The 24,098-nt window shown below is 56.3% G+C and carries 22 protein-coding genes; 11 read left to right on the top strand and 11 right to left on the bottom strand.

Annotation, left to right across the window (positions count from 1 at the left end):
* Nucleotides 1-443, top strand: a 443-nt coding sequence (locus Q1K07_RS03345) for a VOC family protein (RefSeq protein ID WP_300307808.1), incomplete at its 5' end; no start/stop codon positions are given.
* Between the two features lie 8 nt (nucleotides 444-451).
* Here Q1K07_RS03345 and Q1K07_RS03340 read toward each other — a convergent pair.
* Genes Q1K07_RS03340 through rfaD form a run of 4 tightly spaced genes read right to left on the bottom strand, consistent with a single transcriptional unit; the run spans nucleotide 452 to nucleotide 3,837 of the window.
* Entirely contained in the window at nucleotides 452-1,084 is a 633-nt protein-coding gene (locus tag Q1K07_RS03340; protein WP_300307805.1) for a glutathione S-transferase family protein, read from the bottom strand.
* A 55-nt stretch (nucleotides 1,085-1,139) separates the two neighbouring features.
* The gene (locus Q1K07_RS03335) at nucleotides 1,140-1,832 is read right to left on the bottom strand and encodes a YafY family protein (protein ID WP_300307802.1); all 693 of its coding nucleotides are present in this window, start codon (nucleotides 1,830-1,832) and stop codon (nucleotides 1,140-1,142) included.
* Nucleotides 1,833-2,888: a lipopolysaccharide heptosyltransferase II gene (waaF, locus tag Q1K07_RS03330; RefSeq protein WP_300307799.1), complete on the bottom strand. Its 1,056-nt coding sequence runs from the start codon at nucleotides 2,886-2,888 to the stop codon at nucleotides 1,833-1,835. It lies immediately after the preceding gene.
* Entirely contained in the window at nucleotides 2,881-3,837 is a 957-nt protein-coding gene (gene rfaD, locus Q1K07_RS03325) for an ADP-glyceromanno-heptose 6-epimerase (protein ID WP_300307796.1), read from the bottom strand. Before rfaD ends, waaF begins: the two co-directional genes overlap by 8 nt.
* 108 nt (nucleotides 3,838-3,945) lie before the next feature.
* Between rfaD and glyQ the strand changes: the two genes are divergently transcribed.
* Both glyQ and glyS read left to right on the top strand, forming a co-directional pair.
* Nucleotides 3,946-4,944 (top strand): glycine--tRNA ligase subunit alpha, encoded by a 999-nt coding sequence (glyQ, locus tag Q1K07_RS03320; RefSeq protein WP_300307793.1) that lies wholly within the window; start codon nucleotides 3,946-3,948, stop codon nucleotides 4,942-4,944.
* Between the two features lie 2 nt (nucleotides 4,945-4,946).
* The gene (gene glyS, locus Q1K07_RS03315; protein ID WP_300307790.1) at nucleotides 4,947-7,013 is read left to right on the top strand and encodes a glycine--tRNA ligase subunit beta; all 2,067 of its coding nucleotides are present in this window, start codon (nucleotides 4,947-4,949) and stop codon (nucleotides 7,011-7,013) included.
* A gap of 257 nt (nucleotides 7,014-7,270) precedes the next feature.
* Here the strand turns inward: glyS and Q1K07_RS03310 are convergent, their stop codons facing one another.
* Nucleotides 7,271-8,371, bottom strand: coding sequence for an NAD(P)-dependent alcohol dehydrogenase (locus Q1K07_RS03310; protein WP_300307787.1), 1,101 nt, complete (start codon nucleotides 8,369-8,371; stop codon nucleotides 7,271-7,273).
* 144 nt (nucleotides 8,372-8,515) lie between these two features.
* Here Q1K07_RS03310 and Q1K07_RS03305 point away from each other — a divergent pair, with 144 nt between their 5' ends.
* Together Q1K07_RS03305 and gmhB are read left to right on the top strand one after the other, a co-directional pair.
* A complete protein-coding gene (locus Q1K07_RS03305) occupies nucleotides 8,516-9,427 on the top strand; it encodes a LysR family transcriptional regulator (protein WP_300307784.1) in 912 nt (303 codons plus the stop codon).
* A gap of 202 nt (nucleotides 9,428-9,629) precedes the next feature.
* Nucleotides 9,630-10,196 (top strand): D-glycero-beta-D-manno-heptose 1,7-bisphosphate 7-phosphatase, encoded by a 567-nt coding sequence (gene gmhB / locus Q1K07_RS03300; RefSeq protein WP_300307781.1) that lies wholly within the window; start codon nucleotides 9,630-9,632, stop codon nucleotides 10,194-10,196.
* Between the two features lie 220 nt (nucleotides 10,197-10,416).
* Here gmhB and gyrB read toward each other — a convergent pair whose 3' ends face one another.
* The 4 genes from gyrB to dnaA all read right to left on the bottom strand — a co-directional run bounded on the left by gyrB (nucleotide 10,417) and on the right by dnaA (nucleotide 16,640).
* Nucleotides 10,417-12,837, bottom strand: a complete 2,421-nt coding sequence (gene gyrB, locus Q1K07_RS03295; protein WP_300307778.1) for a DNA topoisomerase (ATP-hydrolyzing) subunit B — start codon at nucleotides 12,835-12,837, stop codon at nucleotides 10,417-10,419.
* 11 nt (nucleotides 12,838-12,848) lie between these two features.
* Nucleotides 12,849-13,964 (bottom strand): DNA replication/repair protein RecF, encoded by a 1,116-nt coding sequence (gene recF / locus Q1K07_RS03290; protein WP_300307775.1) that lies wholly within the window; start codon nucleotides 13,962-13,964, stop codon nucleotides 12,849-12,851.
* Between the two features lie 33 nt (nucleotides 13,965-13,997).
* The gene (gene dnaN / locus Q1K07_RS03285; RefSeq protein WP_149286779.1) at nucleotides 13,998-15,101 is read right to left on the bottom strand and encodes a DNA polymerase III subunit beta; all 1,104 of its coding nucleotides are present in this window, start codon (nucleotides 15,099-15,101) and stop codon (nucleotides 13,998-14,000) included.
* A 63-nt stretch (nucleotides 15,102-15,164) separates the two neighbouring features.
* Complete coding sequence (gene dnaA / locus Q1K07_RS03280; RefSeq protein ID WP_300307770.1) at nucleotides 15,165-16,640, bottom strand: chromosomal replication initiator protein DnaA; 1,476 nt, start codon at nucleotides 16,638-16,640, stop codon at nucleotides 15,165-15,167.
* 624 nt (nucleotides 16,641-17,264) lie between these two features.
* On the opposite strand from dnaA, the gene rpmH reads away from it, so the two are divergent.
* The 6 genes from rpmH (at nucleotide 17,265) to Q1K07_RS03255 (ending at nucleotide 22,146) form a co-directional block, all read left to right on the top strand.
* On the top strand, nucleotides 17,265-17,399 hold the full coding sequence (gene rpmH / locus Q1K07_RS03275) for a 50S ribosomal protein L34 (protein WP_023005112.1): 135 nt from the start codon (nucleotides 17,265-17,267) through the stop codon (nucleotides 17,397-17,399).
* A 14-nt stretch (nucleotides 17,400-17,413) separates the two neighbouring features.
* Nucleotides 17,414-17,824: a ribonuclease P protein component gene (rnpA, locus tag Q1K07_RS03270; protein WP_300307767.1), complete on the top strand. Its 411-nt coding sequence runs from the start codon at nucleotides 17,414-17,416 to the stop codon at nucleotides 17,822-17,824.
* A gap of 228 nt (nucleotides 17,825-18,052) precedes the next feature.
* On the top strand, nucleotides 18,053-19,729 hold the full coding sequence (yidC, locus tag Q1K07_RS03265; RefSeq protein ID WP_300307764.1) for a membrane protein insertase YidC: 1,677 nt from the start codon (nucleotides 18,053-18,055) through the stop codon (nucleotides 19,727-19,729).
* A gap of 121 nt (nucleotides 19,730-19,850) precedes the next feature.
* The gene (gene mnmE / locus Q1K07_RS03260; RefSeq protein WP_300307762.1) at nucleotides 19,851-21,221 is read left to right on the top strand and encodes a tRNA uridine-5-carboxymethylaminomethyl(34) synthesis GTPase MnmE; all 1,371 of its coding nucleotides are present in this window, start codon (nucleotides 19,851-19,853) and stop codon (nucleotides 21,219-21,221) included.
* A gap of 131 nt (nucleotides 21,222-21,352) precedes the next feature.
* Nucleotides 21,353-21,484, top strand: a complete 132-nt coding sequence (locus Q1K07_RS21250) for a GDCCVxC domain-containing (seleno)protein (RefSeq protein ID WP_366945021.1) — start codon at nucleotides 21,353-21,355, stop codon at nucleotides 21,482-21,484.
* Between the two features lie 308 nt (nucleotides 21,485-21,792).
* On the top strand, nucleotides 21,793-22,146 hold the full coding sequence (locus tag Q1K07_RS03255) for a DUF1428 domain-containing protein (protein WP_300307760.1): 354 nt from the start codon (nucleotides 21,793-21,795) through the stop codon (nucleotides 22,144-22,146).
* A gap of 90 nt (nucleotides 22,147-22,236) precedes the next feature.
* On the opposite strand, the gene rlmJ is transcribed toward Q1K07_RS03255, so the two are convergent.
* Both rlmJ and Q1K07_RS03245 read right to left on the bottom strand, forming a co-directional pair.
* Nucleotides 22,237-23,094 (bottom strand): 23S rRNA (adenine(2030)-N(6))-methyltransferase RlmJ, encoded by an 858-nt coding sequence (rlmJ, locus tag Q1K07_RS03250; RefSeq protein ID WP_300307757.1) that lies wholly within the window; start codon nucleotides 23,092-23,094, stop codon nucleotides 22,237-22,239.
* Between the two features lie 230 nt (nucleotides 23,095-23,324).
* The gene (locus Q1K07_RS03245) at nucleotides 23,325-24,023 is read right to left on the bottom strand and encodes an OmpA family protein (RefSeq protein ID WP_300307753.1); all 699 of its coding nucleotides are present in this window, start codon (nucleotides 24,021-24,023) and stop codon (nucleotides 23,325-23,327) included.
* Between the last annotated feature and the right edge of the window lie 75 nt (nucleotides 24,024-24,098).

The raw sequence follows: 24,098 nt of genomic DNA, 5'->3' as shown, positions 1-24,098 counted from the left end.
GCCCTGCGCCGAGTTTTAGGCTATACCTGCAGGTAAGCCCATCACGGACATCCGCTGTCATGACTACCGGTATCTATTTCGAAATTCAGGCCGATGACACGGAACGTGCACGAGACTTCTATTCCCGGTTATTCGGTTGGACCTTCACTCACGTTGACGGTCTACCACTGGCCTACTGGCGCATTGATGGCGACGGTATAACAGGAGGCTTGCTGCAGCGTCCTGCAGCCAGGCCTCCCGAGGCCTGTGGCACCAACGCCTTCACCTGCTCCTTCGAGGTCGAGGATATCAAGGCCAGCGCCGAGCTCATCGTCAGCCTGGGAGGACAGATAGCCCTACCAATTTTTCCGGTTCCAGAAACCTGCTGGCAGGGCTATTTCATCGATACCGAAGGCAATACCTTTGGTCTATTCCAAGTCGACGAACAGGCGGGGTGCCCCTAGGCTGACCTTCAGTTCGCGCCGCTTTCCTTTTCCGCCATGGCCTGCTGAATGAAAGCCATGACCTTTTGCTGCGCAGGGCGTTGAGCCAGGCCTTCACAATAGGCTTCGAACTCTGGACGCTTTTCCAGAGAACCAAACTGCATGCCCCAGCGCAGGTGAGAACCAACATAGACATCCGCTGCCGAGAAGTTATCGCCAGCAATGTAGCGCTTGCCCTTCACAGCGGAGACCAGGGCCTCTATTACGTGTTCATAGCAGCCATAGCCGAGGGCAACTTGCTGTTCCGGGGTGGGCTGAAACCCCGTGTTCTTGAGTGAAGCGGCCATTTCTACCGGCCCTGCGGAGAAAAACAGCCAGCGATAGTAGTCTCCCCGTTCGGCTGGGGGGGGTGCGAGTCCAGCTTCGGGAAAGGCGTCGGCCAGATAGGCACAAATAGCTGCCGCTTCGGTCACCACGACATCGCCATGGCGCAGCGCCGGTACCTTACCCATGGGATTGATGGCCAGGTATTCCGGCGATTTCATGGCATCACCGAATTCAATGATTTCCATGCTGTAGGGAGCGCCAACCTCTTCCAGCATCCAATGGACAATGCTGCTGCGTGACAAGGGGTTGGTATAGAAAACGAGCGGTTCTTGCATCGGGTTTCTCCTGCATGACTAGGTAATCACTCATGCAGCATAGTCCGGAATGCTGTCAGTTCTTGTCAGCAGTGTGAAGTGTCTTGCGCCAGGCAGCATGTAACGCTTGCCTGCGCCTAGGATAACGCTGTTCCAGTACCGTTGCGTGGGTCATTCGATCGACCCGGAAATGGCGAAAGGATTGCCTCAGCTCACACCAGGCAGCAACGATGCAGACAGACTCGAAGAAAGCAATGATAAAAGGCCAGATGGTCCTAGTCGTCGCGCGTTTCTCTGCATCGCGATAGATAATCGTGAGCTTGCGTTCCTCACGTATGGCACGGTGCAACACGCTCAGCTCTATTGTCTGGGGAGGCTTGGCAGCAGGCGCCACCAACATGGCAGAGTCTTCCAACTGATGGCGCAGTTCTCCCGGAAGCACCGCGGCAACCTTGGTCAGTACTTCACTGGCAGATACTGCCAATCGGTCGTCGCCACTTCGTCGGGCCACCCAGTCCAGTCCCAGGGCCAACGCTTCGATCTCACTGTTGGAAAACATCAGCGGGGGGAGCAGGAAACCCGGCTTGAGCACATAGCCCATGCCGGGTTCACCTTCGATATCGGCGCCCAGTACCTTGAGCTCGGCAATATCACGATACAGCGTCCGTAACGAGACACCCAATTCTTCGGCCAAGGCCTGCCCACTCACCGGATAACGATGGCGGCGCAGTGTCTGCATCAGGACAAACAAGCGAGTGGTGCGAGACATTCAAGCACCATCGATGATGGCTGCCAGAAGACGCTCGGGCGTGATCTGCTTGAGGCAGTTGGTATGGCCCAGAGGGCAGTTGCGCTCGAAACAAGGGGAGCACTCCAGTGCCAGATAGTGCACTTGGGCATTATCCGTCAAAGGAGGCGTATAGGATGGGCTGGAGGATCCATAGATGGCCTGAATCCGGGTGCCTACGGCTGCCGCCACATGCATCAGACCAGAATCATTGGTGACGACTTGCTGGCAATCGCCGAGCAGGTCCACTGCATCTTCCAGACGCGTTTCCCCACACAGGTTATAGGCGTGCTCAAGGCCGGAGACAATTTCCTCGCCTGCTGGCTTGTCCTTTGGGCCGCCGAAGACGCGAATCTCAAAGCCGCGTTCGACCAGGGCCGCTGCCAGTTGATGGAAATACGCCAGAGGCCACTGTTTGGCAGGGCCATATTCCGCTCCTGGCATCATGCCAATGGCTGGACGTTCACCAAGCCCATGGCTGGCCAGCAGACGGGCAAGGTTCTGCTCATCGTGCCGCAGGCTGGGTTGCGGAATGAAGAAACCGCCGAGCCTGGCCTGGACGTCGGGCAACCCAAGCGAGACGAAACGCTTCACGGTCTGGTCAAGCACCGTCCTGTCCAGGATACGGCGCTCGTTGAGCAGCACATAGCGCTGCTCGCCGGTAAAGCCCACCCGATGAGGCACCCTGGCCAGGAACGGCACCAGGGCAGATTTCCAGGAACGCGGCAGTACCACAGCCTGATCGAAACGCCCACGCAGCCCTCTGGCCAGTGCCCGACGGGAAGAAAAGCCGAACTGACCGTGCCCCACCGGCAACTCGACCACTTCGTCAACTTCCGGCATACGCTCGATGATAGGCCGAGACCAGGCAGGAGCTACCACGGCAAGATAGCCAGCCCCCTGACCCTTGAGCGTCTTGAACAGGCTCTGGGCCATGACCATGTCACCCACCCAGCTGGGGCCAATCACCAACATGCGCTGACCAGCAAGACGTTCTTTCTGAAGCTTGCTGACTTCAGCCATGGCTGCCTCAGGCATTCAACCACTCCAGGTACTCTCGCACCCCTTGAGCCACGGTGCGGAATTCCTCGTCGTAGCCAACTTCACGCAAGCGGGAAATATCCGCCCGGGTGTAGCTCTGATAGCGCCCCTTGAGTTCATCGGGGAAGTCGATGTAGTCGATCTTGCCTGTGCCGTAATAGTCGATCACAGCCTCGCCAATGGCCTTGAACGGCTCGGCACGGCCAGTTCCCAGATTATAGATACCGCGAGCCTGGGGGTTATCAAGGAACCACAGGTTGACCTTGACGACGTCTCCCACGTAGACGAAGTCACGGCTCTGCATGCCCGCTTCATAGCCGTCGTAAGCGCCGAACAGGCGCAGATTGTCACCTGCCCGCACCTGGGTATGGTTATGGAAGGCCACGCTGGCCATCTTGCCCTTGTGCTGCTCACGGGGGCCATAGACGTTGAAGTAACGGAACCCCGCCACCTGAGTCGTCAGCTTGCCCTCCAGAGAGCGTACATACTGGTCGAACAACAGCTTGGAATAGCCATAGACATTGAGCGGCTTCTCATGCTCGGGAGATTCGACGAACACTTCACTACCGCCATAGGTCGCTGCCGATGACGCATACAGGAATGGAATGCCTTCCTGCTCGCAGAAGTGCAACAGCTCCTTGGAATAGGTGAAGTTGTTCTCGAGCATGAACTTGCCATCCCACTCGGTGGTATCCGAGCAGGCGCCTTCATGGAAGATCGCCTCGATGGGTGGCAACTGGTTGAGTTCACCTCGCATGTGGGCCTTGACCCGAGCCAGGAACTCATCCTTGTCCATGTAATCGCCCAGCGTCAGATCCGCCAGGTTGATGAACTTGGTGCCATCACTCAGGTCATCCACCACCAGCACATCGGTACGGCCGCGCTCATTGAGCGCCTTGACCAGATTCGAGCCGATGAAGCCGGCTCCGCCTGTAACTACGATCATGGGAATCCCCTTTACTTTGGCAGCAGCGTGAAGCCTGCGCCTATAACCTAATTGCCACTGATTGTATACTTGACGGCTTGTGAATTCATGGCCAACGGTGCTCATCCAATGACTCATTCAGCAACCCAGTCGACGACGTCATCGACATCTCCGTCGACACCCGACGTGACAACCTTCCAGGGCCTGATCCTCGCTCTGCAACAGTACTGGGCAGAACAAGGCTGCGTGATCATGCAGCCGCTGGACATGGAGGTGGGCGCAGGTACCTTTCACCCGGCAACCTTCCTGCGCTCCATCGGCCCCGAGACCTGGAATTCGGCCTACGTGCAACCTTCTCGTCGCCCCACCGATGGCCGTTACGGTGAGAACCCCAACCGCCTACAGCACTATTACCAATTTCAGGTGGTGATGAAGCCATCACCGGATAATCTTCAGGAGCTGTACCTCGGTTCTCTGAAGCGCCTCGGCCTTGACCCGCTGGTTCACGACATTCGCTTTGTCGAGGACAACTGGGAATCCCCTACCCTCGGTGCCTGGGGCCTTGGCTGGGAGATCTGGCTCAACGGCATGGAAGTGACTCAGTTCACCTACTTCCAGCAAGCCGGCGGCATCGAGTGCTTCCCGGTCACCGGTGAGCTGACCTATGGCCTGGAGCGCATTGCCATGTACCTGCAGGATGTGGACAGTGTCTACGACCTGGTATGGACCAAGGCACCCGATGGCAGCATCGTCACCTACGGCGATGTCTACCTGCAGAACGAGCGCGAACAGTCCACCTACAACTTCGAGTACGCCGACGTCGACGCCCTGTTCCGCAACTTCGACCATCAGGAATCCGAGTGCCAGAAACTGTTGGCAGCAACACTGCCGTTGCCCGCCTATGAGCAGGTACTCAAGGCTTCCCACACTTTCAACCTTCTCGACGCCCGTCATGCCATTTCGGTTACCGAACGCCAGCGCTATATCCTGCGCGTACGTACCATGGCCCGGGACGTAGCTCACGCCTATTACGAATCACGCAAGGCTGCCGGCTTCCCGCTGGCCCCCGAGGCATTACGGCGTGAACTTCTCGATAACGAAACGCAGACAGAACAGGGAGACGCATAAGCATGGCAGCCCAAACCCTATTGGTCGAACTCGGCGTAGAAGAGCTTCCGCCGGGCGCCATCAATGCCCTGTCCGACAGCCTCGCTGATGGTATTCGCCGTGGCCTGGATGAAGCAGGCGTAGCTTTCGAAGGCACCACCGCCTATTCCACACCGCGTCGCCTCGCAGTTCGCGTGGAAGGCCTGAGCGACAAGCAGCCCGATCGCGAAGTCGAGAAACGAGGCCCCGCGCTGGCAGCCGCCTTCAAGGACGGTCAACCGACCAAGGCCGCCGAAGGCTTTGCCCGTTCCTGCGGTGTCAGCGTGGATCAACTGATCCATCTGGAAACCGACAAGGGCACCTGGCTCGGCTTCCGCGAGCAACAGCAGGGGGAAGCAACGACTTCCCTGCTGCCCGCCATCCTGGAGAAGGCTGTGGCCTCCCTGCCGGTGCCCAAGAACATGCGCTGGGGGGCTTCACGTACCGAGTTTTCCCGCCCGGCACACTGGCTTGTCGTGCTATACGGAGACAAGGTCGTACCTGCCAGCGTGCTTGACCTGGACTCCGGCCGCACCACCTTCGGTCATCGCTTCCACGCGCCGCAGGCCATTGAGCTCGCACATGCCGATGACTATCTCAAGAGCCTGGCCGATGCCTGGGTCATCGCCGACCGCGCAGAGCGCCGTAGTCGCATTCTTGAGCAGGTGCTGGCAGAAGCTGAACTGCTCGACGCCACTGCCGTGATCGACGAAGACCTGCTCGATGAGGTCAACGGCCTGGTGGAGTGGCCCGTGGCACTGACAGGTAACTTCGATGAGCGCTTCCTGGAAGTGCCGGCGGAATGCCTGGTCTCATCCATGAAGGCCAACCAGAAATACTTCCACCTGCTGGATAGCGAAGGCCAGCTCAAGCCGGCCTTCATTACCATCTCGAATATCGACAGCAGCGAGCCGGAAAAGGTCATTGCCGGTAACGAGAAAGTGATTCGCCCCCGCCTGGCCGATGCCGCCTTCTTCTACGAGACCGACCGCAAGCACAAGCTCGCTGACCGCTTTTCCGGCCTGGCCAATGTCGTCTTTCAGCAGAAGCTGGGGACTCTTGCCGATAAAGCCGCCCGTAGTGCCAATATCGCCGCCCACATCGCCAGGAAGATTGGTGGTGACGAGGACAAGGCCCGCCGTGCCACACAATTGGCCAAGTGCGACCTGGTTACCGAGATGGTGCTGGAGTTCCCTGAACTGCAGGGCATCATGGGACGCTATTACGCCGAGCACGATGGCGAGGACGCCGAAGTCGCCAAGGCCCTGGAAGAGCAGTACCTGCCACGCTTCGCTGCCGACGAGATCCCTGCGACTCGTACTGGTCAGGCACTGGCCATCGCCGACCGCCTGGACACGCTGACTGGTATCTTCGGCATCGGCCAGCGTCCAAGTGGCACCAAAGACCCCTTCGCTCTGCGCCGTGCTGCCATCGGTACGCTGAACATCATGATCAAGGGTGAACTGGACCTGGATCTGCGCCAACTGCTTGAGCTGGCAGTAGCTCAGCATAAGGAGCTACCCAAGGCTGAAGGCCTGGTACAGGAAGTGCTCGACTACATGCTGGAACGCTTCCGTGCCTGGTCTCACGACGAAGGTATCGGCGCAGAAGTCTATCTCGCGGTACGTGCCCGTCCAGTCACTACGCCACTGGACTTCGCTCGTCGTCTACGCGCCGTGCATCTCTTCGCGTCTCGCGAAGAAGCGGCGGCTCTGGCGGCTGCCAACAAGCGCGTTTCCAACATCCTGTCCAAACAGGAACACGATGGCAGCATCAGCGTTGATGCCAGCCTGCTCTCGGAAGATGCCGAGAAAGCGCTGTACGAGGCCGTCACCCGTTGCCGTGACCAAGTGACGCCTTTGTTCCAGAACGCTCGCTACAGCGACGCTCTGGACGTTCTCGCCAGCTTGCGCGCACCTGTTGATGCCTTCTTTGACCAGGTCATGGTCATGGCGGATGACACTGCCGTTCGCAACAACCGCCTGGCATTGCTGGCCAGTCTCCAGGCTCTGTTCCTGGAAGTCGCGGATATCGCAGAACTGCAGCAATAAGCAGCCTTCTACGGTTTATCGCCTGAACAAAGGGCCGATCCTGGGATCGGCCCTTTGCTTTGGGATATTCAGCGATGATGTTTCACGTGAAACACCTTCGCTTCGTCGTACACTCGCCTCGGTGTTGTTCCAACTTCCTTTCATTCCTCGATACGCTTCTCAACCTTGACTCTAACACCGGCTTCCAACTTCCACTCTCAACTTCCACTCTCAACACTAAGTTTCAACAACAGGCCTCAACAACAGCCGGAACATCATCATGCATTCTCTCCCACCACGCTGCCCGCAATGGAAGGATCAACAACGATAACGACCTTGCCCAACCCATCAACACGCTGCGTCAATGCCTGTTGTATTTCATCGGGAGAATACCTTGCGGCAATTTTGGGTCGTAGGTTGTGGTGCTGCATGAATTCCAGAAGGTCTGCGAAATTCTGGCGGCTACCGACACTGATGCCCTCCAGTCGTAGCATTCCCTTCAGCATGGGGCCAATCAGGTCTCCACTCACCTTCGGGCTGTCAAGAAAGCCGACAATGGCCACCCTGCCCTCTTCACGCATCAGAGGCAGTATCAAGGACAGCAGGGTATCCCCACCGATGACATCAATGGCCAGACTCACCCCCTGATCCTGAGTTGCATCCATGATCCATTGACGCCGTTGCTCCAGACTGCCAGGCCCGATAACAGCGCAAGCCCCCATTCCAAGCAATGCCTGCTGGTACTGGGGTCGTGATGTCAGAACAACAGGGAATGCACCGGCTTTAGCCGCAATGTCCAATGCCTGCAACGAGACATTGCCAGTACCTTCAATCAGAACATATTGGCCAGCGAGCTGCGCAAGCGAGTCCATGCTGCCTCCCAGAGCTCTCCATGCCGTCACTCCGGAAATCGCCAGGCTCGCAGCCTGTTCCAATGTCCAGCCTTCTGGCACTTCGAGCAAGGCCCTGCGGGGCATGATGACTTCCTGTGCCAGCCAGCCATCGACAGGGCCACCCACCTTGCTATCGTGATAACGAGCGTGAAACTCACCTTCCAGCCAATCGCGAGTGTAGTGACCCAGCACAGCATCCCCTACCTTGAGATCGGTTATCTTGCCGCCGACTTCTGTGACAATACCGGCTCCCTCTGAAAGTGGGACAAAGGGTCGTTTCATGTGCGGCAAGTACTCACCCTTGGCCAACGCCAGATCACGATAGTTCGTGGCCGCTGCTGCAACCCTGATACGGACTTCATCCTCGGCCAGTGGTCGCCGCTTTATCTCAGTCCTTGTCAGGCGGTCCATTCCAAGTCCTGTCGATTGATACGCCCAGAACGTCTCGACTTCTCCTGCTTGCTTCTCGAATGACGGCTGTTGCATTGACACTTCTCCTGTAGATAGACCGAATGCGTTTTCAACATCCTCCTCTCTTGCCATCCTCAGGAGCCATCGAAAAGATATCGAAACAGTCTTGAGACTTATGCAACAGTAAAGGGTAATGCCCACCTCAAACGGAGAGCGGCTGTGTCCTCAAACTACCCCAGCCCAGGCACCAGCCTGGATGACATTGTCACCTTTGCAGAAGTCGCTCGCCGAGGTTCCCTGCGTCAGGCAGGTGAGCGCCTCCATCTCACCACTGGCGCGGTAAGCCGTCGCCTGGATGCCCTTGAGCAACGCCTCGGTGTTCGCCTGCTGCATCGCACCACCCGCTCCGTATCACTCACTACTGCGGGTAGTGAATACCTGGCAGACGTCTTGCCAGCTGTTGAGGCAATCAGCATCGCCAGTCAGCGGCTATCCGAACACGAAGGAGCTCTCTCAGGGGAGATCAGAATCTCTCTGCCCGTTAATTATGGACGTCTGCATATCGCGCCTTGTCTCCCGGAATTCTTGAACCTGCATCCGAACGTCAGCCTGGACGCCGTATTCAATGACAGCTTCAGCGATATCGTAGGCGACGGCTTCGATCTTGCCATCCGCATAGGTCATCTCGAAGACTCACGTCTGGTGGCACGGCGCATCGCCACGGACCAACGTATCATCGCTGCCTCTCCAGAGTATCTGGACGTGCACGGTATCCCCCGCCACCCGACGGACTTGCTGCACCACGACTGCCTGCATTACACCCATTTTCGTGGCTCTCAGCGCTGGATATTCCGCAAGGACGGTGAGCAACTCTCCATTCCCATCAATGGAAGGTTCAGAGCCAACTATGGCCATGCACTGACACTAGCCGCAGAACAAGGTTTAGGGATCGTTCAGAGCTCTCGTGCCATTATCTTCGATGCGCTGAAAGCAGGAAATCTATGTGAAATCCTTACCGACTGGGTATTACCCGAGATCGGTGTCTATGCGGTCACTCCATCCCGCAACGGCATGCCCTTACGAGTACAGGTATTGATCGATTTTCTTTCACAGCGCCTACCCGATGCATGAGAATAAATATGGAGGTCATCACTCCTTCTTGGCTCTCGCCCTCCTTCCCAACCTTAAGAGTGTTTCACGTGAAACACGTGAACCTGGAAAAATGACCATTGCTCGTTGCCTGTGTGATGTTCCACGTGAAACATGGTGACACTGAATTATGTGAAAACTTGCTCTACACTGGGCCATCCAAGAATTTACTCCGGCAACGAACATGGCCCCTAAACTCGTCATTCTTGATCGCGACGGCGTGATCAACCAGGACTCGGATGACTATGTAAAGTCTCTCGATGAATGGATCCCCTACCCTTCCTCCATTGCGGCTATTGCAAGGCTCAGCCAGAACGGTTGGCAGGTAGCGGTGGCTACCAATCAGTCTGGCATTGCCCGAGGCTATTACGACGAAGCCACTCTCTCCGCCATGCATCAGCGAATGCTGTCACTGGTTGAAGATGCGGGTGGGCATATTGATCATATCGCTTACTGTCCTCATGTCAGCGAGGATGGCTGCCATTGCCGCAAGCCACTACCAGGATTGCTCGAAGAGATTCGCGATACTCTTGGTCTCGATAGTCTGGAAGGCAGTTGGATGGTCGGCGATAGTCTGCGTGACCTGCAAGCAGGTAATGTAGCTGGTTGCCGCCCCGTGCTGGTGCGCACGGGCAAGGGAGAACGCACCTTGATCAAACATCCTGAACTGGAAGAAGAAATTGACCCGACGTTGATACTTGATGATCTGGCAGCCTTTGTGGATTGGTTGCTTGGAGAGAACACCGCTTAAACAGCAAGTTGTTCATGCCCACTAGGCAACTGATCTACATAAGGAAAAAGCCTGACGTTGCCGTCAGGCTTTTTCTTGCTTGAGCATCAGATATTCAACGCTTCAACTATTTTTTGCGTTCATATTCAAGAACTCATGTTTTAGAGCCCATACTCCTGGATTCAATGGACTTAGTCACCAACGCGAGTGTTTCACGTGAAACATCTTGCTTGGCAGACCACTAGACATCCAGGTTGGCTACCAGTGCATTGCGCTCGATAAAGTCACGGCGAGGTTCGACCTCATCACCCATCAAGGTGTTGAACATCATGTCGGCAGCAACAGCATCTTCAATGGTCACTCTCAGCATACGGCGGGTATTGGGATCCATGGTTGTCTCCCACAGCTGCTCCGGATTCATCTCACCCAGCCCCTTGTAGCGCTGTATGGAAAGTCCTCTCTGAGCTTCGCCCATTAGCCAGTCCAGCGCTTCGTAGAAGGTACTAACGGGCTTCTGGCGCTCACCACGGGCCACAAAGGCACTTTCTTCCAGCAGACCGTCAAGGGTTTCTCCCAGGGCCGCCATGGCACGGTAATCCGCACTGGTGAAGAAATCCACGCCCCATATATAGTCAGTAGTGACACCATGAGCATTCAGCGCCACAGCAGGCAAGAAGAAGCCTCGCTCAGTATCTTCATGCAGGGAAAAGGTATAACGCGGGCCGCCTTCATAGGCCACCAGTTCATCCATTTTTTCCTGCAGCTTGTCAATCCAGGCCTGCATGGCACTTTGATCGAGCAGGTTCTCCTCCCCATCAATCCTGCTGACGTGCACAATCTTGCGAAGCACTTCATGAGGATAGACTCGTGACAGGCGGTCAATACGGCGCATGACGTCACGGAACTGATTGACCAATGTCTCAAGTTGCAGCCCGGCAATGCCTGGCGCATCTGCATTTACACACAGACGAGCACCATCCAATGCCGTGGAGGTCAGATACTCCTCCATCGCCTGCTCATCCTTGATATAGCTCTCCTGCTTGCCTCGCTTGATCTTGTATAGCGGGGGCTGAGCAATATACACATGGCCACGCTCGATCAATTCTCCCATCTGACGGAAGAAGAATGTCAGCAATAGAGTACGAATGTGGGAACCATCAACGTCAGCATCCGTCATGATGATGATGGAGTGGTAGCGCAGCTTGTCAGGATTGAACTCTTCGCGGCCAATGCCGCAACCCAAGGCGGTAATCAAGGTGCCAACTTCAGCCGAGGACAGCATCTTGTCGAAGCGAGCCTTCTCAACGTTGAGGATCTTGCCCTTGAGAGGAAGAATCGCCTGAGTACGTCGATCGCGTCCCTGCTTGGCACTCCCTCCTGCCGAGTCACCCTCCACCAGATAAAGTTCAGAGAGGCTTGGATCCTTTTCCTGGCAATCTGCCAGCTTGCCGGGCAGGCCTGCAATATCGAGGGCACCCTTGCGGCGCGTCATGTCACGCGCCTTGCGCGCGGCTTCACGGGCCCTGGCAGCCTCCAGCATCTTGTTGACGATGGATTTGGCTTCGCTAGGCTTCTCGATCAGATATTCGGCAAACAATCTTCCAAGTTCTTGCTCTACCGCTGTTTTTACTTCTGAGGAAACCAGCTTGTCCTTGGTCTGGGATGAGAACTTGGGATCCGGCACCTTGACCGAAATGATCGCGGTCAAACCTTCACGTGCATCATCTCCAGAGGTGTTGACCTTGGTTTTCTTCAGCAGACCTTCGGCTTCGATATAGTGGTTCAGCGTGCGCGTCAGAGCTGCGCGGAAACCGGCCAGGTGGGTACCACCATCACGCTGAGGAATGTTGTTCGTATAGCAGAAAATATTCTCGGAGAAGGTATCATTCCATTGCATGGCGACTTCGACACCCACGCCATCTTCGCGCTGGGCTTCGAAGTGGAATACCGGGTTGAGAACTGTCTTGTTGGTGTTCAGGTGGTCAACAAAGGCCTTGAGGCCACCTTCATAGTGAAACAGCTCTTCCTTGCCACTACGCTCATCCAGCAAGCGAATGGCCACACCAGAGTTGAGGAACGAAAGTTCACGCAGACGCTTGGCGAGAATATCGTAGTGGAACTCGATATTGCCGAAAGTATCTGGAGATGGGCGGAAATGCACGCGAGAGCCGGTCTGCTCTGTCTGACCGACCACTGCCAAGGGAGCCTGAGGCTCACCATGGCGATAGATCTGCTCGTGCACTTTACCAGCACGCCAGATGGTCAGTTTCAGCTCTTCCGAAAGCGCATTCACCACTGACACCCCTACACCATGGAGGCCACCGGAGACCTTGTAGGAGTTGTCATCGAACTTACCACCGGCATGCAGCACGGTCATGATGACCTCTGCAGCCGACACACCCTCTTCTTCATGGATGTCGGTAGGAATACCGCGACCATTGTCGCTTACGGTAATCGATTCATCCGGATGGATGATCACCTTGATCTCGGTGCAGTGGCCAGCCAAGGCTTCATCGATGGAGTTGTCCACCAGTTCGAACACCATATGGTGCAGGCCAGTACCGTCGTCGGTATCACCGATGTACATCCCGGGCCGCTTGCGTACGGCATCCAGGCCTTTCAGTACCTTGATGCTCGATGAGTCGTAAGCCTGTTCACTCATTGACCGCTCCGTCATGAAGTCTGTCTGTCTATTGCCTGTAACTGCCCACTTCCAGCATCCGTATGTTTCACGTGAAACATCGCTACTGGAGTGTCAGGCTGCCACAGGTCGGCCAGCACCTCGTGATCCACGCTGGTGATAAAGGCCTGACACTGCATCCTTTCCAGCCATTGGCAGAAAACTGCTCGATGGTGCTGGTCTAGCTCAGCAGGTAGGTCATCGATCAGATAAAGGCAGGTCTGCCCTGTCATCTGTTCCAACAGCCGTCCCTGTGCCAGCTTCAATGCACTCACGACGAGTTTCTGCTGTCCTCGTGAAAGCACCTCCACCGCTGGATACCTATCTAGACGTATACTTAAGTCAGCACGCTGAGGTCCTTGTTGGGTAAACCCCATCTGGCTATCCGTACCGCGCGCACTGTGCAGCACTTCCGCCAGAGGGCGCTGACGGTCCCAGCCACGCGAATAGCGTATGCGCAAGCCAGGCAGCGGAAGCAAACCATCAAGGGTGTCTTGAAACACCGGACGGAAAGCCGTCACCCAAGCATCACGCATCGCATCTAGCTGTTCGCCCCACTGAGCCAGCTCATGCTCCCATACGTCCAGAGAAGCATTCTCCATTCTACCATGCCTGAGCAAGGCATTCCGATGTTTCAGAGCCCGACGAAAACGACGCCAGACATCGATGAAGTCATGTTTCACGTGAAACACTCCCCAATCGAGAAACTCTCGGCGTCCGGCGGGAGGCCCTTCAAGGAGACGAAAAGCGTCAGGGTTAATCAGCTGCAGTGGCAATGTCTCGACAAGCCGAGCCACGCGATCCACCTTTTCCCCGCCAATGCGCAAGGTCAGGTCACTGTCCTCGCGTTGGCGTCGCACTCCGATCGCTACTGGAGGGTCTCCTTCCAGGCGCCCATGCAAGGTGATATCCCCTGCGCCATGGGCAATGACCTGGGCAAGCCTGCGCGCACGAAATGAGCGCCCCATTCCCAGCACATGGATACCTTCAAGCAGGCTAGTCTTGCCACTGCCGTTGGCACCCGTAATCAAGTTGATACGGGGACCAGGAGAAATATCAAGGGCCTGCAGGTTACGCAGGCCCTTGAAAACAAGACGATCGAGAGGCATGAATAGACTCAATGGCCCTTGATGAAATGCGCCTTACAGACGCATCGGCATGACCACATAAAGCGCATCTCCGCCACCCGGCTCCTCCATCAACGCACTACTGTTGGCATCACCCAGCGTCATCTGTACACGCTCCTGCCCCAGCACATTAAGCACGTCAATCAAGTAACCTACATTGAAGCCAATTTCCATGGCAGCACCGCTGTACTCGATGGAGATGTTCTCTTCCGCTTCTTCCTGCTCCGGGTTATTGGCCATGACCTTGAGGTTGCCCTCTTCCAGGTTCAGGCGTACACCTCGGTACTTCTCATTGGACAAAATGGCGGTTCGAGAAAGCACCTGACGCAACTCAGAACGTTCGGCGATGAACACCTTGTCGCCATTGCGAGGCACCACCCGCTCATAGTCCGGGAACTTTCCATCAACCAGCTTGGAAGTAAAGGTGAAGTCACCGGTATGGGCACGAATATGGGTAGAGCCCAGGGTCAGGCTGACCGGCTCATCGGAATCATCCAGTAGGCGTACCAGTTCAAGCACACCCTTACGCGGCACAATCAACTTCTGCGCTGTATCCAGGCTGACTTCCGTTGAACGCGAACAAACCGCCAGACGGTGACCATCGGTCGCCACTGTGCGAACCAGGTTCGGGGCAAACTCCAGCAACAAGCCATTCAAGTAATAGCGCACATCTTGCTGAGCCATGGCAAAGGAAGTGGCATCAATCAGGTGCTTGAGGGTGCCGCGCGGCAGGGCAAGCTCGACACTCCCCTGGTTATCCTCAATATTGGGAAATTCTGCTGCTGGCAGCGTGGACAACGTGAAGCGTGAGCGTCCACTGCGCAACACAGCACGATCCCCTTCCAGTGCGATCTGCAGCTCGGACTGATCGGGCAACGATTTACAGATATCCATCAGCTTGCGCGCCGGAACAGTGATCGTTCCGGCCTCGTCAACCTGGCTGGCCACCGTGCGACCAATCAGTTCGACTTCCAGATCGGTGCCGGTCAAGGCCACTTCGTCCTGCTCAACCTTGATCAATACATTGGAGAGCACCGGCAGCGTCTGGCGACGTTCCACCACGCCGGCGACCAGTGTCAGTGGGCGCAGCAAGGCTTCGCGGGAGATGGAAAATTTCATGTCGGCTCCACTTCTTGTCCTGGAGTGATTGAGACCTTTGACCTGTTGCTCTCAGAGTGAGGCTCAGCTGGTCAACAGCCGCAGCAAGTTCTTGTAATCCTCACGAATATCGGCGCTTTCTTCCTGCAGGGCCTGAACCTTGCGGCAAGCATGCAGCACGGTGGTGTGATCACGACCACCAAAAGCATCACCAATCTCGGGAAGACTGTGGTTGGTGAGTTCCTTGGCCAGAGCCATCGCAACCTGACGCGGTCTTGCCACAGAGCGCGAACGCCGCTTGGACAGCAAATCAGCCAGCTTGATCTTGTAGTATTCCGCTACGGTGCGCTGGATGTTATCCACCCCCACCTGCTTATCCTGCAATGCCAGCAGATCCTTCAGCGACTCACGAATGAAGTCCTGAGTAATCGGCCTCCCCATGAAATGGGAATCGGCAATGACCTTCTTCAGGGCACCCTCCAACTCCCGCACATTGGAGCGGATCTTCTGGGCAATGAAGAAGGCAGCGTCATGAGGCAAATCGACCTTGGCCTGATCCGCTTTCTTCATCAGGATAGCGACCCGAGTTTCAAGCTCGGGCGGCTCGATGGCGACAGTCAGCCCCCAGCCAAAGCGGGACTTGAGACGCTCCTCCACCCCGCTGATCTCCTTTGGATAGCGGTCGGAGGTCAATATCATCTGCTGACCGCCTTCAAGCAACGCATTGAATGTATGGAAGAACTCTTCCTGAGAGCGCTCCTTGCCGGCGAAAAACTGAATATCGTCGATCAGCAATGCATCGACACTACGGTAGAAACGCTTGAAGTCATTGATTGCATTGAGCTGCAACGCCTTGACCATGTCTGCCACAAAGCGTTCCGAGTGCAGGTATACCACTCGGGCATTTTCCCGCCTTCCCGCCAGGGCATTGCCTACCGCATGCATCAAGTGCGTCTTGCCCAGACCAACACCACCATAGAGGAACAGTGGGTTATAGGCTCCGCCAGGATTCTCTGACACCTGACGAGAAGCCGCACGAGCCAGTTGGTTGGACTTACCCTCGACAAAAGTTTCGAACGTGAAACTGGGATTCAGACCACTGGAGTGCTTGAGACTGCCCTCCACCTGAACCTGGCGCTCACTGCCCGCTGGTGAGCGCAGCGTTTCACCCGCCTCTTCACGCAATTGCTCGATTTCCTGCTCATCCGCCAGGTCATTGCCACGTGGAGAGGTACGTACGGCAGGAGCACGGTTTGCACCCGCAGAAACAGGATTGCCCAGCTCTCGTGTCTGAGGCTGAGGAGCCATCGTTCGGCGGCTACCAACGCTCAGCATGACCTTGGGCGGCTTGGCTGGAGACAGCTCACGCATTAATTCGCTGATGCGCTTGGCGTACTTGTCACTGACCCAGTCACGTACAAAACGGTTGGGGGCCAAGAGCCGAAGCTGGTTGGCATCACCTTCTTCCGCTTGCAGCGGACGGATCCAGGTATTGAATTGCTGAGAATTCAATTCGTCCTGAAGGGTTTCCAGACATTGTTGCCAGAGAGCGAGCGACACACGAGCTACCTTGATTGGAAGAACGACCGCACATTGTAGCGCCCAAGGCCCGGGTTATCCACATGACCAAGGTACCTTTTCACTACTGTGGACAACTTCTTGTTCGATGGCCTGGAAACATGAGGACAAAACCAGGACACTCCAACGGATGTGGATAAAAAAGCTTACTGTACACAAGCCGTCCACGCTGCTTCCACCATTGATCTACCTGTTCTCCACACTTTTAATATTTCTATAATGAGTTGAAAGAAATAGTGAAAAACAACTTATCCACAATCATTATCCCCAGTAATAATAACAGGTTTATTTGAAAAGCTTTTAAGTAATAGTTATTGAAGAGACCGGTCATTTCTCAAAATGAACGTCAGTACCACACGCCACCAAAGCGATCCTTTCAGGCCTCGTTTCTTCAACTGTCCTCTCCTGATCATTTGCAGCGGCCCCGACCAAGACAACCCGCCGATTCAAACCTCCTGTGGAAAAAGTGCTTTCGACAATTGCGCGGATGGTTTGAAATCACTAGAATGTCCGGTCTTGAGCCGAATACCCCCGGAGGCCTGAGCGGATTCCGGGCATATCTGGATATCTATCCGTTCCAAAAAACCACTGTGGGATTAATGAGTTATGAAGCGCACTTTCCAACCGAGCGTTCTCAAGCGTAAGCGTACGCACGGCTTCCGTGCCCGTATGGCCACTAAGAACGGCCGTGCCGTTCTTGCACGCCGTCGTGCCAAGGGCCGCAAGCGCCTGAGCGCCTGATCAGCAGGTCATCTGTGACCTGTCTGGCCTTTCCCCGGCATTACCGCTTGCTGACTGCCGGGGAGTATCGCCGTGTCTTTGATAAGGCGGTCTACAAGGTCCACGGCAAAGGCCTGATGGCGTTGGCGACCCCCAATGAAGTGGGTCACCCGCGCCTGGGCCTTGTTTTCAGCAAGAAGAACGTACGCCGCGCCGTTGATCGTAATCGCCTGAAACGGCTGGCTCGCGAATCCGTACGCCATGCTCAGCATCGACTACCCGCTGTGGATATCGTCTTGTTGGCCAGACGTGGTGTTAACGAGGTCGATAACGACACTCTGCATCGTCAGCTGTTCGGCATGTGGCGCCGCCTCGAGCGCGAGGCCGAGAAGTCGACCCGACCCTCTCGCCCCTCGACGGCTCCCCGCTCACCCGCAGCCTCCTAGTATCGGGGTAGATAGCATTGCGGGTAGATCTTGCCGGGCTCCTTCGATGCCATTGGTGATCTGAATGCGCATGATTGGGCCTGATGCTTCAAGCATTGACGTCTCACCTTTTATCGCGGAATGTCTGCGTACGGAATTCAGCCTGCCTCCGGCAGGCTTTCGCATATCTCACGTAGGCGTCCCGCATGACGCCACTGGATTGTTCACTTCCCATCGGGCAGACCCCTCATGGACGTAAAACGACTACTCCTACTGATCCCCCTGGCGGTGCTTGCTTACCTGATCATGGTGCAGTGGAACCAGGATTATGGTCAGACTCCCAGTTCGCCGGAGGCTCCAGCGATCACCAGCAATGCCTCCCAGGATGGCTCAGATAATGCGGGCGAAGGCTTGGCCGCACCAAGCGCCGATAAGGACGTCGCAGCAGAACTCCCAACTACCGACAACGCAGCAGTCAGCAACGGGCGTAATCTTGTCGCCGTCGTCACTGATGTGCTTGATCTGCGCATCGACCCCCAGGGGGGTGATGTTGTTTATGCCGCTCTGCCCGAGCACCTGATGAGCCAGGATGGTGACCGACCTTATGTCCTGCTGGCCAGCACCAATACGCTCAACTATGTAGCGCGCTCCGGCTTGCAGATTGATGGTCACTCAGGCCGTATCGCCTTCACGCCCGAGAAGACGGAATACCGCCTTGTTGACGGCCAGGACACCATGAACGTGGACATGAAGGCCACGGTCAATGGCGTCGACGTCATCAAGCGCTTTACCTTCAATCGTGATGACTATGCGGTGAAGGTCTCTTACCTGTTGGACAATGGCAGTGACAAGCCAGTGACGGCCCGCTTCATCGGCCAGTTGGTGCGTGACAGCCAGCCGGATCCATCCGTTGGTCCGAAGATGGGGATGAAGTCCTTCCTCGGAGCAGCCTATTCTTCACCGGATAACCGTTACGAGAAGGTCAGCTTCGAAGATATCCAGGCGCACAAGTTCAGCAATCGTGAAGCCGAAGGAGGCTGGGTAGCCATCATCCAGCACTACTTCACCTCTGCCTGGGTTCCTTCCCAGAAACAGCAGAACCTGTTCTACGCGACCACCGATTCTCAGAATCGTAACGTCGCCGCCTTCGCCGGTCAGACAGAAACCGTCGCACCAGGTGCAGATACTACTCTCGGCGCAACGCTTTACATGGGCCCCAAGGTCCAGGAGCGCCTTGAAGCCATTGCCCCGAACCTGGAGCTGACGGTCGACTTCGGTTGGTTATGGTTCATCGCCAACCCATTGTTCTGGCTGCTTGATCATATCCACAGCCTGATCGGTAACTGGGGCTGGTCCATCGTCATCCTGACCATCATGGTCAAGACGGCACTGTGGCCACTGTCGGCCAAGGCCTACCGCTCCATGGCGCGCATGCGCAAACTGGGCCCGGAAATGCAGCGTCTCAAGGAACGCTTCGGCGATGATCGCCAGAAGATGTCCCAGGAGATGATGAAGTTCTACCAGAAGGAAAAGATCAACCCCCTGGGTGGCTGCCTGCCGATCGTGGTACAGATGCCAGTGTTCATCGCTCTCTACTGGATGCTGCTGGAATCCGTCGAGCTGCGCCATGCTCCCTTCATGCTGTGGATTCAGGACCTGTCGGTGAAGGACCCTTACTTCATCCTGCCGATCCTGATGGGCGTCTCAATGTACGTTCAGCAACTGCTCAACCCGACGCCTCCTGATCCCATGCAGGCGAAAATCATGAAGCTGCTGCCCATCGTCTTCACCTTCTTCTTCCTGTGGTTCCCCGCAGGTCTGGTGATCTACTGGGTATGCAACAACTGCATTTCGATCATTCAGCAGTACTTGATCACCCGCAAGATCGAGAGTGACCCGAGTGTCGGCAAAGGGGTAGCCAAGTAACCCTTCCCCGCACGCTCCAGCCCCCCGCCTAGCGGGGGGTTTTCGTTTCTAGGCCACTCCGGACTGGCAAAAAATCCCCTCCCCCAGGAAAATAGGCACAGTATTCAAGGAATCCTCTTCCATGCCCCAGCCTCTCTACACTCAGGACAGCATCACCGCCCTGGCTACGCCTCCCGGACGCGGCGGGGTCGGCATCATTCGCGTCTCAGGGCCCGCCTGCGCGACGATTGCCAACGCCATGCTGGGGTATTCCCTCCAGCCACGCAGAGCCTATTACGGACCTTTCCTGGGCGCAGAGGGCGTCATCGACGAGGGTATTGCCCTGTTCTTCGAGGGCCCTCATTCTTTCACCGGCGAAGATGTACTTGAACTTCAGGGACATGGCGGCCCTGTGATCATGGACATGCTGCTGGAACGCTGCATCGAGCTAGGAGCCCGCCTGGCACGCCCTGGCGAGTTCTCCGAGCGCGCCTTTCTCAATGACAAGCTCGACCTGGCCCAAGCCGAAGCCATTGCGGACTTGATCGATGCCAGCTCACGAACAGCCGCAGAAAACGCCTTGCGCTCACTGCAGGGTGAATTCTCCACCCGTGTTCATCACCTGGTTCAAGGGCTGATCGAGCTGCGCATGTATGTGGAAGCGGCCATTGATTTTCCCGAAGAAGAAATCGACTTTCTCGCCGATGGCCACGTCGCTGCCAAACTCGCAGCCCTGATGGCGGAGCTGGCTGAAGTTCGTGCCAGTGCCGGACAGGGAGCCTTGATGCGGGAAGGGATGAGCGTGGTCATTGCCGGCCGCCCCAATGCCGGCAAGTCGAGCCTGCTCAATGCGCTGACCGAGCAGGAGACCGCCATCGTCACCGATATTGAAGGCACCACCCGGGATGTACTGCGCGAGCATATCCATATCGATGGCATGCCCCTGCATATCATCGATACCGCTGGCCTGCGTGACACGCCTGATGAAGTCGAGCGCATCGGTGTCGCCCGCGCCTGGGCCGAGATCGAAAAGGCTGACCGGGTGCTGCTGCTGGTCGATGCCAACACCACCTCCTCCTCCGATCCCATGGCCATCTGGCCGGAGTTCGTCGAACGCCTCCCCGCGCCAGAACGCTTGACCCTAGTGCGCAACAAGGTGGACCAAAGTGGAGAGTCCTCTGGAATTGACTTATCCACAACCTCTCCAACGGTACGTCTCTCCGCGCATACAGGAGAGGGTGTGGATAGTCTCAAGGAGCATCTCAAGGCCGTGATGGGCTTTCAGTCCACCACAGAAGGTCGTTTCTCTGCCCGTCGACGCCACCTCGATGCACTCGACCGCGCCCGAGTAGCGCTGGACAATGGCGAAGCTCAATTACATGGCTACGGTGCTGGGGAGTTGCTCGCAGAGGATCTGCGCGATGCTCAGCATGCCCTCGGTGAAATCACCGGGGAATTCAGTGCAGACGATCTGTTGGGCGAAATCTTCGGTAGCTTCTGCATCGGCAAGTGACCGATAGAAGCTCATGCCCGACTCAGGCCCATCCTGCCGTGAGGAGCAAAGTGCATCATGCAGCCTCTCCCCGGCTGTTTCTGGATAGGGCATATCGCCCTGCTCTCTGGCCTAGCCATACGCCAGCCAGGATGATTGCGGCCCCCAGCAGTTGTCAGACGCTGAGCCCAAAACCTGGCAACTGCTGCGTATTCTGCTCGTATGGCTCCTCCCCCTGCCCCTCCAGACAACATGATCATGGCCAGGGTGATGGCTACCAGTGACAAGAATGGCCAGTCATCCCCTTTCAGGAATGAAGCAACCAGCCAGACGCCAAGGTACTAGGGCTTGTCTCAAAAGTCGGCGAGCGATGATCAGGCAAGGCAGAATCGGGTGAAAAAGCGCAGTTTACTGATCGTAAATGAGCATTTTGAGGCCGATTGACTCGCTTCGCTCGCCCTTCTGGCCAGCCTTCGGCTGTTGGCTCAACGCCGCATGACTGAGCACAGACACTTTTCAGACAGAGCCTAGAGGCCAATAGCAACTACACTCTCTGTAGCGTCCAAATTCACATTCCATGGGGGGCCTTGTCATGGCCTATGTAGAAGGTTTCGTGGTTGCAGTACCCGAAGAAAACCGGGAGGCCTACCGGGATCTTGCCGCTCGTGCCGCGGAGGTATTCAAGCGTTACGGAGCAACACGGATAGTGGAGGCCTGGGGAACCGACGTTCCCGAGGGCAAGATCACCGACTTTCCCCGTGCTGTACAGAGCGAGCCCGGAGAAGTGGTAGTGTTCAGTTGGATCGAGTTTCCATCGAAGCAAGCCAGAGACGATACTTTTGCCCGCATGGAAGCCGAGAATGCAATGGACGACTTCATGGACGAAATGCCGTTCGATGGAAAACGCATGATTTTCGGTGGATTCGAAACCATTCTGGATGTTTGAACATCCAGGGAAACACCTCATGAATGGCGATGCTCGTTGCAGACGAACCATCGCCGTTCCCACATCCATGAGGATCATCGTGATCGCTGTTCATTCTTCCACCAGCCATTCGGCTCGGTGCTGCGCCTGATCCCCCAGTAGCGGCAACCAGTGTTCATAGGCCTGGCCAAGGCGCTCATCGAGCCCCCACGGTGGATTTATCACCAGCATGCCACTGCCGTACATGCCATGGGCGGACTCCCCCACTGGCTCACGCAGGATTTCACTACGCCAGATCTTGCGGATACCGCTGTCTCCAAGCGTCTCCAGCATGGCATGATGACGCCCTGCCGGCAGTAATGGATACCACAGCATGACCACCGCGTGGCGTGCTTTGCGCATGGCCTGAATGATCGCTTCAACGACCTCCTGGTATTCGTCCTTGCGCTCGAATGAAGGATCGATCAACGCGCAGACCCGTGGCGTAGTCACCGGCAATGATTTGACCAACCCTGCCAGACCATCTCCATATACCCTGTGTAACGCTTTTTCTCGCCCTTTCGGAACCACACTTTCCTCACTGAGATGACGATGTTCGCCAGGGTGCAGCTCAAACACTGTCAGGTAATCCTGCTCCCTGAGTCGATGCCCCAACCACCAGGGCGATCCTGGGTAGCGCTCAAGCTTCACGCCTCTCTGCAAGCTAGCAATGGCATCCAGCCATTCCATCAATAATGGATTGTTCAGCTGACCTCGCGTCATCCATAACCGCTCGATCCCTTCTCGATACTCCTGCAGCCTCTCTGTTTCAGCTGCATCAAGAGGATAACTGCCACGACCTGCGTGAGTATCAACAAACGTAATGGACGATTTTTTACGTAACAGATAATCAGATACAGAATAAACGCAGATATGCTTGTGAACGTCGGCGAAGTTGCCGGCATGATAGGCATGTTGATATGAAAGCATGGGGGATTATAGTCGGCCGTGATAATTCAATAATGACGGGATTACGAAAAGATAGCGGGTTTCAGGAGGTTCGTCCCGTGTGGATGACAGAAAAACTCGCCCCTGGGAGCTACATCAATACCGCGGGCAGAAACAGCAACGCCAAGGCTGTGAAATGAAAAAGCCCGTCACCGGTAAGTGACGGGCGGAGAGCGTTCAACACAGCGCCAGGAGATCCTGGCAACCAGGCATCAGCCAGTGGTGGTTTGCTGTTGCGGCTGCTGACCAGTCGGGGTCAGGGTGATTTCGACGCGACGATTCTGAGCTCGCCCTTCTTCCGTGTCATTGCTGGCAATGGGTTGGTTCTCGCCATACCCCATCATGGCCAGACGGTTGGCAGCCACACCACGTCCCTGCAGGTAGCCGCCTACAGCTTGGGCACGACGCTCGGACAATTTCTGATTGTAGCCGGCATCCCCTGTGGAATCGGTATGACCTGCAATGTTGATGGTGGTTTCCGGATACTGGGTCAGAACGTTGGCCACATCATTCAATGCCGTGGTGGCATTACCGGTAAGATCGGATGAGTCGAAGCCGAAGGTGACGCTGCTCGGCATGTTGAGCACGATATTATCGCCCTGACGATCAACCTCGATACCGGTGCCTTGCATGCTTTGGCGCAACTCGCGTTCCTGCTTGTCCATGTAAGCGCCGATACCACCGCCTACGGCAGCGCCGGCAGCAGCACCGATCAGGGCACGGTCACGCTTGCTGGTGCTGCCATCACCACTGATGGCTCCAGCGGCAGCACCTACAACAGCACCTACAGCAGCGCCAATACCGGTATTGTTGCGATCAGTCTGCTGTCCAGAATAGGGGGATGATGAAGCACAACCAGCAAGAAGGGCAGCGGCGGCCAGGGGGGCAATCAGTCGGGTGGTACGGCTCATGCGTCAACGTCTCCTGACTTTATTAAACGCGATGGTATTAAACGCGATGATGTTAGCTCGATAGTGAAGCTGCTC

It is taken from the genome of Halomonas sp., assembly GCF_029263665.1.
GTDB lineage: Bacteria > Pseudomonadota > Gammaproteobacteria > Pseudomonadales > Halomonadaceae > Halomonas.
Note: the sequence above shows the minus strand (reverse complement) of the source record. Positions and strands in the feature narration are given on the sequence as shown.